Source organism: Ignavibacteria bacterium (assembly GCA_017302895.1).
GTDB lineage: Bacteria > Bacteroidota > Ignavibacteria > Ignavibacteriales > Ignavibacteriaceae > UTCHB3.
Genome location: JAFLBV010000001.1, coordinates 1,723,817 through 1,737,498 on the forward strand (window position 1 = coordinate 1,723,817; position 13,682 = coordinate 1,737,498).

At 42.0% G+C, this 13,682-nt stretch carries 10 protein-coding genes; 6 read left to right on the plus strand and 4 right to left on the minus strand.

Annotation, left to right across the window (positions count from 1 at the left end):
- Window positions 1-4: 4 nt before the first annotated feature.
- A complete protein-coding gene (locus tag J0L60_07030; protein MBN8545871.1) occupies window positions 5-778 on the plus strand; it encodes a TIGR02757 family protein in 774 nt (257 codons plus the stop codon).
- Window positions 779-780: 2 nt separating this feature from the next.
- On the opposite strand, the gene J0L60_07035 is transcribed toward J0L60_07030, so the two are convergent.
- Complete coding sequence (locus J0L60_07035) at window positions 781-1,734, minus strand: hypothetical protein (protein ID MBN8545872.1); 954 nt, start codon at window positions 1,732-1,734, stop codon at window positions 781-783.
- 211 nt (window positions 1,735-1,945) lie between these two features.
- Here J0L60_07035 and J0L60_07040 point away from each other — a divergent pair, with 211 nt between their 5' ends.
- The 4 genes from J0L60_07040 to J0L60_07055 all read left to right on the plus strand — a co-directional run bounded on the left by J0L60_07040 (window position 1,946) and on the right by J0L60_07055 (window position 8,792).
- On the plus strand, window positions 1,946-2,854 hold the full coding sequence (locus J0L60_07040; protein MBN8545873.1) for a Stp1/IreP family PP2C-type Ser/Thr phosphatase: 909 nt from the start codon (window positions 1,946-1,948) through the stop codon (window positions 2,852-2,854).
- A gap of 285 nt (window positions 2,855-3,139) precedes the next feature.
- Window positions 3,140-3,679: a tetratricopeptide repeat protein gene (locus J0L60_07045; protein MBN8545874.1), complete on the plus strand. Its 540-nt coding sequence runs from the start codon at window positions 3,140-3,142 to the stop codon at window positions 3,677-3,679.
- Between the two features lie 19 nt (window positions 3,680-3,698).
- Complete coding sequence (locus J0L60_07050) at window positions 3,699-4,601, plus strand: DUF58 domain-containing protein (GenBank protein ID MBN8545875.1); 903 nt, start codon at window positions 3,699-3,701, stop codon at window positions 4,599-4,601.
- Between the two features lie 201 nt (window positions 4,602-4,802).
- Entirely contained in the window at window positions 4,803-8,792 is a 3,990-nt protein-coding gene (locus tag J0L60_07055; GenBank protein MBN8545876.1) for a PAS domain S-box protein, read from the plus strand.
- Here the strand turns inward: J0L60_07055 and J0L60_07060 are convergent.
- From J0L60_07060 to J0L60_07070, 3 genes are all read right to left on the minus strand, one after another.
- On the minus strand, window positions 8,789-10,012 hold the full coding sequence (locus J0L60_07060) for a HAMP domain-containing histidine kinase (protein ID MBN8545877.1): 1,224 nt from the start codon (window positions 10,010-10,012) through the stop codon (window positions 8,789-8,791). The two genes, J0L60_07055 and J0L60_07060, sit on opposite strands and share 4 nt — an antisense overlap.
- A gap of 88 nt (window positions 10,013-10,100) precedes the next feature.
- Window positions 10,101-11,369, minus strand: a complete 1,269-nt coding sequence (locus J0L60_07065) for an adenylosuccinate synthase (GenBank protein MBN8545878.1) — start codon at window positions 11,367-11,369, stop codon at window positions 10,101-10,103.
- Window positions 11,370-11,387: 18 nt separating this feature from the next.
- On the minus strand, window positions 11,388-11,723 hold the full coding sequence (locus J0L60_07070) for an STAS domain-containing protein (protein ID MBN8545879.1): 336 nt from the start codon (window positions 11,721-11,723) through the stop codon (window positions 11,388-11,390).
- A gap of 245 nt (window positions 11,724-11,968) precedes the next feature.
- Here J0L60_07070 and J0L60_07075 point away from each other — a divergent pair, with 245 nt between their 5' ends.
- Window positions 11,969-13,390 carry a hypothetical protein gene (locus J0L60_07075; protein ID MBN8545880.1) on the plus strand — a complete coding sequence of 474 codons (1,422 nt, stop codon included), beginning with the start codon at window positions 11,969-11,971 and terminating at the stop codon, window positions 13,388-13,390.
- The last annotated feature ends 292 nt before the right edge of the window (window positions 13,391-13,682 follow it).

Sequence of the window (13,682 nt, forward strand, 5' to 3'; positions counted from 1 at the left end):
TAGATTGTCAGACCTAAAAGAAAAACTGGAATTCCACTATAAAGCATTCGGACGGGATAAACTCTCGCCCGACCCTTTGGAGATTCCCCACAGATTCACTTCACCACACGACATCGAGCTCGCCGCTTTTTTTGCTGCTAAATTCGCTTATGGTTCGGTCGATCAGATAATTAAAAATGTAAACCGGTTGCTTGAACTGCTGGATGATTCCCCCTTTAAGATGCTGAAGGATTCTGTGCATCTTGAGGAGAGGGTCGAAGGATTTTATTACCGGTTTTATTCCTCACAGGATGTGGCAACACTTCTGCTGGGGATTCAGTATTTTATTTCAAAATATGGCGGAACGGGATTAAAACCGCTTTTTATGGAGGGGTTTGACAGGAATGGCAGTCTGAAAGAGGGGATTCAGCACTTCAGCAAGTCTTTTATTGATTTTGCAGAGAGGTCGGGAAGACTGACGAGAGGTTTCCGTCATTTCTTTCCTGAACCTGACAGGGGAAGTGCCTGCAAGCGGATGAACCTTTTCCTCAGATGGATGGTGCGGGAGGACGAACTTGATTTCGGTTTCTGGAAAGAGGCGGGGAAAGAGAATCTGATAATTCCGCTCGATTTGCACATCGCAAGAATCAGTAAGGAACTCGGACTCACGAGAAGAAATGATTCATCATGGAAGACAGCGGCAGAAATTACAGATCGTCTCAGGGAATTCGATCCTGATGATCCCGTAAAATACGATTTCGCCCTCTGTCACATCAGCATGAGGAAGCTGAAGTTCTGAGTTTATTTTATCTCTTCAAAGCCGCAGAAGTACCATTTACTGTCGGTTTTGGAGAGGTAAATTCTCAGATTGTTGAAAACGAGTTGTCTGCTGACCGAGTTTAAAGCTGTGGTCAGCTTTTTTTTGTCCTCACTGTTTGTTGAGGGGTCAGTGTCGATAAACTTTTTGATCTTCATTAGCCTGGCACGGTCGGGCATGGTAATCAGCACGGGAGCCTTTGCAGGATTAAAGTTTTTCACCGGATTAAAAGAGAAGAAAAATCTTGAGTAGGGAGCCATCCCTTTTGGAAAAACCATCTGCAGGGAGGCTGATGTTACATTCCCTCCTAAAAACTCCACATGTATAAATGGAGTATTGTCTTTTGCCAGAGTGCTCACACCCTCTTCACTTCCATCAATACCGTAAATTATCAGGGAAGTTGCGGTATTCAACAGACCAGAAAGGGATGCATCATCAAGGTGTGAAATTGAATAATTATCCTTGTTCCCAGGTTTATATCCTGCCGGATTCTTTTTTACAACCGGAGGATTAAAGATCAGTTCCTTCATCAGGTTATCCACCTGTCTGACCCAGAATTTTCGGTTTTTATATTTCTTGATCAGGTCCCGCTTCAGGAGTTCGGCATCGAGTCTCTTTTTAAAAAATCCTGTTGTTACTTTGAATTTTGTTTTTTTGAAAGCCGGGTCATCAAAAATTTTGATACTCAGTCCTTTGTTTGCCCATGCTTTGGCGTTCCCTTTTGCTTCAGCTTCTGTTGTGCTTGAATGCAGAACGACTGTGTAGAGGTCACGGGGAATTGCCGGCGAAGTGGAAATAAGCTCAGGGACCGGACCCGATAGTGAATCGACCGTAAAACCGGGGGGGTAGGTTACTTTAGTCGAATCACTTTTTTGAGCAGGCGTTATGACCGACATTATGCCCAAAAGGAGGGCAGTAAATAGTGATGATCGGGACATATGAGCAAAACTCCGTTTTACATCTTTAAGTTGTGCAAAGTAAGACCGTTAAAAAGCTCTTTTCGCTTTTCGTACAGAAGTAATTTCAAATTTAAGATATTCCATCGCAAATTTCAAATTTCTGTTTAAATATCACATCAATGTAAAAATTTTTTTCATAATTTGCGATGATAAATACAGAAACTTATGTGCAAAAATCTGAACCTTTAATATGACCAAGAAATTAGACCGGGAACGCATTGATGTTCAGGTTGAAACCGTAGCGATAACAGATCCAGGAAAAGAAAGAGAGCGAAACGAAGACTATTTCGGCTACCTTTCAGGTGAGTTTGGATTCCTCTTTGTAGTATGCGACGGTATGGGCGGTTCAGCCGGAGGTGAACTTGCTTCGAAGACGGCAGTTGATACAATTCTTGAGCATTTTGACGGTGTGACAGAATATTACACACCGTACAAGGAATTACAGGCTGCATTCGCGAGAGCGAACACAAAGATAAGACAGATAGCATTGGAGCGACCCGAGTACGAGGGGATGGGTTCGACTGCAGTTGCTGCCTTGATCATGGATGATAAACTTACTCTTGCACATTTAGGTGACAGCAGAATTTATCTTTACAGAAACAGGAAACTTTTTCCGGTAACAAAAGACCATTCTCTTGTCCAGTCACTCGTTGACCGTAAAAAAATAAAGGCTTCAAAAGCTGCAAATCACGAGCAGAAACATATCATCACCAAGGCACTGGGACCCCGTGCCGCAGCTACCGCCGAAGTATCTGATTTTATTAAGCTGTATAATGGTGACAGGTTGTTGCTTTGTACTGATGGACTCACCGGTGAGGTCTCCGAGAGGGAGATCAGAACAATCCTCAAGAAAAACAACATTGAAAAGGCAGCTCAGATTCTTGTCGATACCGCCAATGCCAACGGCGGGAAGGATAACATAACAATTCAACTGATTGAAATTTCCGGCTGCAGTAATCTTCCGTTGGGATATGTAGATAAGAATCCCGTCCATAAACCCAGAAAATATGAGAATATTTTTATCTGGTTCCTCTATATCACAACAATATTGCTTGTGTTTGTTCTTGGATATTTCTCCTACAACTTCTTTTTTAGATAGGGCAGAAGGCTGAAGGGAGAAGGCTGAAGGCTGAAAGGAGAAGGCTGAAGTAGGAGGGCTGAGAGAAGAAGGCTGAAGGCTGAAAACAAATATTCGCAATTCAACCTTCGCTATTCATCCCTCGCAATTCATCCCTCGCTACTCAACCTTCGCAATTCATCCCTCGCTATTCAACCTTCACTATTCATCCCTCGTCCATCAAAATTCATCTTTTTTATAAGGTGTTTGGTGATTAGATTTACAGCTGAATTATTTTTAAATATGTTGTGAAAAATTGAGAATAAAATGAAAAAATTATCGTTTATTTCAGCCTTGTTAGTGGTATTGTTGTTTGCAGGTTGCGGAAAGAATCCACAGACATACCTTGATGAAGCAAAAAAATTGATTGAGGGCAAAAAATTCAAGGATGCAATCAAGGTTTACGAGACCATGATAAAAGAGATGCCTGAAAGCGACAGCCTTGTAGTTGCATATTTTAATCTTGGAAATCTGTATCGCATGCCCGAAGTGGCAGAGACCTCAAAAGACAAACTTTCTGCGGTTGAAAACTACAAAAAAGTTTTCGAGAAATTTCCAAAATCACCTTATGCACCGATAGCTCTTTTCAATTCCGGATTTATATACGGCAACGAGTTGAATGATATCAAGAATGCAACCGAGAATTACAATTTGTTGATCAAGAATTTTCCGGATCATGAACTTTCAAAGATTGCAAAAGATGACATGGCAACTTTGGGTAAGACCCCCGAAGAACTCCTGAATGAAAAACTTAAAGAACAGGACAAAAAAGCCAAGGACGGCAATAAAGAAGTTGCACATCCATAAGCCGGCAACTGACCATTAGATGGCGTTGAAAGGGAACGAGGATCACAGAAAATATCTTGATCCGGCAGTTATTTCAAAGCTCGCCTCTTTAGACATAAAAACAAAATTTGTGGTAGAGGGCTTCATGCTTGGTTTGCACAGAAGCCCTTATCACGGTTTTAGTATCGAATTTTCCCAGCACAGACCCTACATTCAGGGCGATTCCCTGAAAGATGTTGACTGGAAGATCTATGGCAAGACCGACCGTTATTTCATAAAGCAATACGAAGAAGAGACAAATCTCAAAGCACATATTCTTCTGGATACAAGCGGCTCCATGAGATTTGCCTCTGAAGGCAACATCTCAAAACTGGAATACGGAAAGATACTCGCCTCAGTTTTGTCATACATGCTGATTAAACAAAACGATGCTGCCGGTTTATACCTCTACAGTAACAAAATTGAAAAAATACTCCCTCCAAAAGCAACCCGGATTTACCTTGATGAGATAATGAAAGCGTTATCAACAGCCGAAGGATCGGGCATATCTGATACAGCGGCGTCGGTGGCAGGAATTGCAGATAAAATTACCCGAAGAGGGTTGATTATTGTAATTTCAGATTTGTTCGAAGACCCTGAAAAGATACTTGAAGCTATTAAGAAACTGACTATCTCCAAGAGCAGGGTGGTGGTTTTTCAAATAGTTGATCCGCTTGAAAGAAGTTTTGCATTCACAAAAGATGCCATTTTCAAGGATATGGAAACCGGGTCGGAGATTTCAACACAGCCACAGCAGATTGCAAAAGCATACAAAGAAGCTTTCGAGTCGTTTACCTCCAAAATCAAATCAGGTTGTTTGAACAGTGGAATCGATTACAATTTGATCGACACTTCGCAGCCGTTCGATGTGCCGGTTTCAACATTTCTTAGAAAGCGAATCTAACCTGCCGGCAGCATGAAAGCCGGATGACCGTCCTCACACCCTAAAACGCCTGCAAATATTAAGTTTCAGATAGAAATACTTTATTAAAAATAATTAATAAGAAAAGTAATTAATGTACTATTTAAAGAAAATTAGTAAGAAAAATTACTATTTTAGTTAAAGGGTATTTAATTTTTTTAGAAGCCATATCAGAGGGAAGAATTGCTTCCCGGAGGTACTGAACTGTACACGAAAAACAAGATAATAAAACTGACAATCTTCATGTTGCTCTATGCCATTTTTGTGGCAGTTGGAGTGGAGATTCATCTTGGGGTAGAGCAGGTGGCTCCATTTTGGCCGGCAAGTGCAGTTTTACTGGCTGCATTATATTATTTTGACCGTAAAGATCATCCTCTGATCTATATTTTGGCGATAATTCCACATACTCTTCTTAATATGTACGATGGCAGTGGCTTTCTGCTATCATTCCTTTTTAGTCTTGCCAACATCGGCACCTCCTTTTTACAGTATGAATTCCTGCTTCGCGTAAGTCCAAATCTTTTAGAGTTCGATGATACATTTGAGATCCTTTATTTCATAGTCAGCGGATTTGTTAAGAGTCTTGTGGCTGCGACATTGGGGGCAATATCCATGAGTCTGCTGACAAACCAGACAGCCAGTTCCCTCGAGGTGATCAAGGTGTGGGCTACTGCAGAGTGGGTCTGTATACTTTATCTTACTCCTGCCTTTTTTGTGTTTGCGAAGACCGGTATCAGTTTTCAAATCGCAAAAGTCCCAAACAGAAAGCTGGCAGAGGGATTTCTTCTTGCCCTTTATATCCTCGGAATTGCAATATTCGCTCAGACCCAGATGAGCGATCAGCGGGAATTTTTGTTTAAATATCTTGCCATGCCCGGGATAATATGGTCACTTTTCAGGTTCAAAACCCGCACAAATTTTTATGTCCTTCTCGGATTTTTTCTCCTTCTTGTAGCAAACCTGCTTGAGAATGAGGGATTGTTCAGATATCGTGAAGAGGAACTGAAGACCACCATTCTTGATATGAATCTTTATGCTTCTGTAATCGCATCGATATCTCTGTTTATCCTGGTGTCGCTAAATCAGCAGAAAAGAAGTCTCAGGCTGGTTGAGGACGGGAGGAAAAAACTTAAGGCAATCTTCGAAAATGCTCCTGTTCCATACATTATCCTCGACAGTAGCGGAATTATTGTCGATTGCAACGATGAATTTTGCAAAATGTTCAATGATAAAGGGGATTGTAACAGGAATAAAAAAATAACTGATCTGCTTACGGAAGACTCAGCCGAAAAATTTGACCGCTTCATTGCTTCAGGAAAAGATGATCTTGAAGACACACTGGAATTTTTAAATTCGGCCGGAGAAAAAATCATTGTTCACTTCAAAATGAGAAAAAATTCCGAGTTTGAAATCAGTTTTTATTGTTCAATGGAAAACATAACCGAGAAGCATCAGATAGAGACAGCCGCCCGCTCCGCAGAGGAGAGATACCGTTATTTGTTTGACCATTCACCTGAAGGGATACTCCTTCTTGATCCTAATTCGTTCAGGATAATCGAATACAATCTGGTGGCTGCAGATCTGATTGGAGCCGGTGAAAATGCCAATTATAATTTCCTTCAACTCCTGAAATTGAAGAAAGAGGAAGAGAAAAGACTTTTTGACAAAGTAAACGGGGGTGAAATTTTTACGGGTTCTGTCAGTTTGGGCAAACCCGGAGATAAGAGGGCATACCTTGAATTCACCTTGAGTAAAGTTGTAATAAATAAAAAAAGATCACTTATCTGTCTTATTCGCGATGTTACAACTCAGAAAAAATCCGAGAGGACAAGAAAATTAAACAGACTCAGGCTGGAGTCACTGTTAAGGCTCAAAGAGAGTCTCTCCGGAAACAACCTTGAGTTTCTTGGTGAAATTGCTGAAGAGGCAAAAGCAGTAACTGAAGCAAAAGAGAGCATAGCCTTTTTCTTCGATGAGGGGGAAGTGCTGGTTGCCCATTACAAAGATGAGATATTGCTGAGCAGTGCTTTCCGGTACGATGAATTTATAACGAGTCAGATCGCAACTGAGTGGTCAGAACTGTTTAATTCCGATACGCCTTTTATGAGAATAAAGGAAGTTTACGGCTCGCACGGTTCCAACATTAATCATTTCATTGGATATCCAGCACTTGAGATGAAGTACCCTGAAATAGCCATTGGAGTGGTTTCTCAGACTGATTATGATGAAGGGGATCTGGATCATTTTACACTCTTCAGCGAGTCGATAAAAAGTGTCGTTTCCAAGAATGCTGCCGACCTTGAAAACAGATATTTATTGCTTGCGGTACAGCAAAATACAGCCTCAATAGTTATTACTGATACCAAAGGCAACATCAAGTATGTCAATCCGCAATTCGAGAAAATTACGGGTTACAGTTTTGAGGAAGTGAAGGGGAAAAACCCAAGAGTATTAAAATCAGGCGAAACACCGCCGGATGAGTATAAAACCATGTGGGAAACCATTTCCACAGGTGAGGGGTGGAAGGGAGTTTTCCATAACAAGAAGAAGAATGGTGAACTTTACTGGGAATCTGCATCTCTTTCACCGATTAAAGATCATTTGGGTATTATAACAGGATATCTGGCGATCAAAAATGATATCACTGTGGAACGACAAATGGAACAGGATTTGACACAGCGGGAGAAGAGATTCCATACATTGTGGGAACACTCTCTCGATCCGATGAGGCTCACAGATTCCGAGGGGAAGCTCGTGATGGTAAATGAAGCCTATTGCAAGCTGTTTGGTTTGTCAAAGGCTGATATGACCGGGAAAATATTTACCGATTATCTGGATGAGTCTGCATATCAAAATGCACGAGAGAGATACAAAGCGAAATTTGCAGCGAGGTCGATACCCAATTATCAGGAATCGTTACTTCACTTGAAAAACGGTGACAAGATCTGGGTAAACATCCTGAGCCGGTTCATGGAATATGACGACGGTGAGATGCTTCTGCTTGCAATTTTCAGAGACATAACAGACATCAAACGGCGTGAATCAGAATTGAATGATGCCCGGCAAAGAGCCGAGACGATGAACAGGTTGAAAAGTATTTTCCTCGCAAACATGAGTCACGAATTGCGTACACCACTTATCAATATTATGGGTTACGCAGAAATCCTCATGGATGAAGTTGAAGATGAGGGGAACAAGGAGATGCTTTCATCAATAGTTAATGGAGGCGAGAGACTTCGCGACACATTAAATTCGCTCCTTGACCTCTCAAATCTCGAATCCGACAAGACAGACACTCTCTTTTCTGTTCACGATCTGAACTCGCTGGCGCAGAAAATTTTCAGGGAATTTGAGGAAGCAGCGAAGTTAAAGAGGTTGAGGTATGAGATTGAACTTAGCGATGTGGCACCGCTGGCTTTGCTGGATGAGAAACTTCTGTCGCAGGTGTTGCGAAATCTCATGAACAATGCCATCAAATATACAGATTCAGGATTTGTCAAGGTGGTTACCGGTATTTCGGGGAGCGGGAAACAAAAAACTGCATTCCTGAAAGTTGTCGACTCAGGTATAGGTATTCCTGACGAAATGAAAGAGCAGATATTTGAACCTTTCAGACAGGTAAGTGAGGGCAACGGAAGAAAATATGAGGGAGCCGGTCTTGGGCTTACCATTGCCCGCAAGTATGTGGAGTTGATGGCTGGTGAACTTACAGTTGAGAGTCAGTTTGGTTCCGGTTCGATATTTGAAATTGGTTTTATTTCAGAGAATGAAGTGACAGGTGAGGATGAGGAAAGTGATAATCCGGACAAGAAAAAGATTCTGATCGTCGAAGATGATGCAGTCTGTGCCAACCTTATGAAGATGTACCTCCTAAAGAGTTATGACATTACAGTAGCACATACCGGTGAAGAAGCTCTGGAGTTGCTAAGCGAAGACAAATTTGACATATTGATCCTTGATATCAATCTTCCTGGTGGTATGAGCGGAGTGGAAATTGCACACATCGTCAGGGAGATGGAGGTCTATCAGAAGACACCATTGGTTGCAATTACAGCGTTTTCACTCCCCGGAGATCAACAGAGGTTTCTCGAGTCAGGATTCCAGTGTTTCGTCGAGAAGCCATTCAAGAGGGATGATTTTATATCCCGCATCAATGAACTGATGAAGGATTAGGAATTCCCTGCTCTATTCAGGATAATTTTGAATGTTGTTCCTTCACCAGGAATTGAATTTGAGACGAAAATTTTTCCGGCATGATACTCTTCAATAATCCTTTTTGAGAGGCTTAAGCCGAGTCCCCACCCCCGGGTTTTTGTGCTGTAACCCGGTCTGAAGACATCTTTTCTTCTCTTCAGGTCGATACCTTTTCCATTATCGGTTACATCGATTTCAATTTTGTTTTTCACCTGAACCACATTCACAACAATTCTGCCTGTGGAGTGGTCGATTGCATCGAGTGCATTTTTGATAAGATTTTCGATAACCCAGCCAAAAAGTTCCTTGTTGATGAAAGCCTCAGCCTGGTCATCACCCTGGAGAACCAGATCAACTTTTTTACCAAGCCGCGGAAGCCTTCTACTGAAATACTCGTAAATTTCGGTAAGGCTGTCCTTGACATTTTCCTTTTTAAGTTCTGCTTTTGACCCGATTTTGGAGAATCTGTTAGTTATTCTGCTCAATTTATGAACATCATTGTTTATCTCCTCTGCGGTGTCGAGTACCTTGTCGGGATCGCTGTAATTCAATTTTAACAGTTCGATCCATCCCATGAGACTTGTAAGAGGGGTACCGAACTGGTGGGCGGTTTCCTTCGCCATTCCCACCCAAATGTTGCTCTGTTCACTTCTTTTTATCTGACTGAATCCTATATAGGCTGTAATTATGAAGAGAAATGCAATGAGCATCTGCACATAGGGGAAAAACCGGAGCTGGGTTACGAGAGTAGATTCACCAAAATGAATTTTGTTCAGCACGAGAGTGTCGGTTCCCATAACATGCTTTACGAGGATGGGGGAATTGGCATCATCCATCGAGATTATCTTATCTCTGAAGAATTTTTGCAATTTGTCTTTAGAGAGAGTGGAATCCATCTTTACATTACGAAAATTCTGTGCCCCCGATATATCGACATTATCCTTTGCATCGGAGAGAATAACCTCGAAATCGATCGGTTGAATAATATTTTCAAGCAGGAAGGTCAGATCGGTATTGTCCTCGGAGTTCGCAATATACTCCAGAGTATTGGCATAGAGCTGCACTATCTGTCTTTCTCTCGCTTGAAGTTTTTGTACGATGGTATGGGTATAGTAAAGAGTACCGGCAGCAATAAGCAGGGCAGCAAAAATAAGAGCCATTTTGATATTAGCGGTAGCCGGACCGCCCGACATTTTCACAGTCTGTCTCCGGGAAATTGTAAAATTGGAAATACCAAATTAATGGATAGAGACGAAGAAGAAAATGTAAATAAATATCGTCAGATTGTCAGACGAAGAAGGTTTGCTCCCTGTTAGGTCCAACTGAAACTATGGCGACTTTCATGCCTGCTTTTTCAGAAATGAAGTCGATATATTTTTTTGCCTTTTCGGGAAGATCGTTCCATGAAGTGCAGCCGGAGGTGTCACAGTTCCAACCCTCGACCGTTTCATAAACAGGTTCACATTCGTTCAGTATGTCGCAATCAACAGGGAAGTTGGAGAGGAGTTTTCCCTTATGGATGTAGCCTGTAGCGACTTTTATCTCCGGGAATGAATCGAGAACATCCATCTTGGTAAGGGCAACAGATGTGGTGCCATTAACCATGGAGGAATATTTAACAAGGAATGCATCAAACCAGCCACATCTCCGCGGTCTTCCTGTAGTCGCTCCAAACTCAAACCCCTTGGCTCTGAGTTTCTCTCCTGTTTCATCGAGGAGTTCTGTAGGGAAAGGCCCCTCACCCACGCGTGTGGTGTAGGCTTTAATAATTGCTGTCACTTCCTCGATTTTTGTAGGTGGAATACCTGTTCCTGTGCATGCACCTCCCGCTGTGGGGTGGGAGGAGGTCACATAAGGGTATGTACCGTGGTCGACATCGAGAAGGGCACCCTGGGCACCCTCGAGCAATACTGATTTGCCATCAGTAATAGCTTTGTTCAGGTAAGCAGGAACATCCTTTATGTAGGGGTCGATTGCTCTGTCGAAGGCAAGGTATGTCTCCACAATCTTTTCAACATCGAGCCGTTCGCTTTTATAGTAATCTGCGAGGAGGTTATTCTTTTCTTCGAGATTTTCCCTGATTTTTCGTTCAAGCTTGACGGGATCGAGAAGGTCGATTATTCTGATTCCCTTTCTCGCATATTTATCGATATAACAGGGACCGATACCTTTACCAGTTGTTCCGATCTTCGATTTCCCTTTTTCATTCAGGGAGTCGATAATTTTATGCCAGGGCATTATGAGGTGGGCATTCTGACTTATAAAAAGTCTTCCCTCAACTGAAATGTTGTTTTGCCTCAGAAGTTCGATTTCTTCGAGCAGGGCGGCGGGGTCGATAACCACACCATTTCCGATAACACAAATAACATCGTCCCTTAGAATCCCTGAAGGGATGAGGTGGAGGACGAATTTTTTACCGTTAATCTGGATTGTATGGCCGGCGTTCGCACCTCCCTGATATCGTGCTACGATATCATGGGATTCGCTTAGAATATCAACAATTTTGCCTTTGCCTTCATCGCCCCACTGTCCGCCAACAATTACAGTTACACTCATAATGCTCTTTTTGCTTAATTAGAAACTTGCCAGTGCGTCTTCAACAGAAGGATAGCTTTCAAAAATTGTAACCAGCTTGGTAATTACCAAGAGGCTGTGGATTTTTTCTTCAACATTGGCGAGTTTAAGTTTACCATTCTCTTTATTCACCGTGGTCAAACCTGCGATAAGCATGCCGAGACCGGATGAATTCATAAATTTTACTTCTCCGAGATCAACAACGATATTCTTTTTCCCTTCGGAGAGGAATTTTTTGATGGTATCGCTGTACTCATTAGCTTCGGGACCGCCAAGGACATTGCCCTTAAGTTCAATGACGATGGCTTCATACCGTTCAGTTACTTTCATTTTCATAGAAACTCCTGTTTCTTGGTTCTTTGATTTTTTAAGCTATTGAATGATTAATTACATTTTTACAGAACTAAAATATAAAGAATAATTTTTTAAAATTTATCGAAAAGGGTGATTAAATAATTTTAATTTTGACAGAAAAAATAGTAAACTGAGCAGGAATTGCTTTTATTTTATTTGTTTTTATGATAATTTGCCGATTGCAATTGTAATTAACATTTAATAGCCACAATATTGAGGAAAACGGAATGCATCGTCTTTTTCAACTCGTTTTAATTCTAATTTTGATTTCGATCACTTCATTTGCCCAGTGGAGTGCTGACCCTGCAAAGAATTACAGAATTGGCGATACCACCATGTCACAGGACTTGCCCAAAGTGGCGACAAGCCCTGACGGTGGCAGCTACATCTCCTGGTTTGCAAACGGGAATGGCGGATACAAGCTTTACATGCAAAGGCTGGATGCTGCAGGTAAAAAACAGTGGGGTGAAGGGGGTCTTCTCATTTCAGAACATCCACAAAACACATATCTTGTTGATTATTCTCTGATTACTGATAAAAATAATAATGCAGTAGTTGCTTTTGTCGATGTCAGGACCGGATCCATGGCTACCGTTGCCTATATGATATCACCGGCGGGGAAATTTGTCTGGGGTGCTGACGGACTGCTTCTGCTTTCCGGGAGTGGATCAGCGACTAACCCTTCGATCGCAGCAACAACAGAAGGCAAATTTGTAATTGCCTGGAATGCATCAGATGAAGTTGACAAGATTGCCATGCAGATGATATCAGCAGATGGTAAATTATTGTGGGGTGACAAGCCTGTTGTCTACGGAAGCGGTAATAATGAGGAGGGCTATCTGACTCCGTTACTCGTTCCATCCGACAAAGGCTCCGTAATTATGGTACATTCTGTTTCCACCGGGAAATTTCCGGGGCAGTCGATCCGGTTTTTTGCCCAGAAATTTAATGCAAAAGGAAGCATTGAATGGAAAAAAGGGGGTGTCCCCGTTCAGTCAATTGGTTATGCGATGAAATTTAGCAGTCCTTTTGTTGCGAGTGACGGTGCAAACGGAGCGATAGTTTCCTGGTATGATGACCGTAACCTGACGAACATACAGAGCGGATGGGTTCAGAGAATAAACCCGAACGGAACTTTTGCATTTCCTGCAGATGGTGCGGAATTCTCTTCAAAGAAAGGATTTAACAAGTATAATTCCGTTGCATGCCGACTCTCTGCGACCAATGAAATTGTCGTTTTTTGGAAGATGGCTAATGCCAGCCAGTCAGAAGAGGGTATTTACGCACAGAAATTCGATTCCAAGGGAAAGAAGCTGTGGGGCGATGACGGTGTGGAAATTGAAAAAATTGGAATAGCCCGTTACAGTCATTTTGATGTGGTTGGAACTGCGAAATCAGCATCCCTTTTCTATATAAGTTCCGATTTTACAGGGTTCAAATCCACCATCAAGGGGATTACACTTCCTTCATCGGGACTTAAAAATTCAAGCGGGATATTCAATGTATCATCGGTCGAATCAGAAAGGAGCAGAATTGGTGCAGATCTTGATAAATCGAATTCTGCGATTGTAGTCTGGAGTGACAAAAGGACAGGAAAAGACCTCGTTTATGGTCAAAAAGTTACGGAGAAAAACTCAAAAGGAAAATAATAACGATCCAATCGTTTCAAACACCATTGAGTGAATTTAATAGTTACATCACATTTAATTAACCGGAAAAGGAGTCCGCGATGAAAAGATATCTGCTTTTTATTCTGTTTTTCGCTGCATTGTCATTTTCGGGTCTGGCACAGTGGTCATCAGACCCGACTGTCAACCTGATGATTGCCGACACAACAGGTGAGCAGGACTTGCCCAAATCTGTCAGTTGCCCCGATGGCAGCACCTACATTTCATGGTTTGACAGCAGAGGCGGGAGTTATGCAGTTTACATGCAACGGCT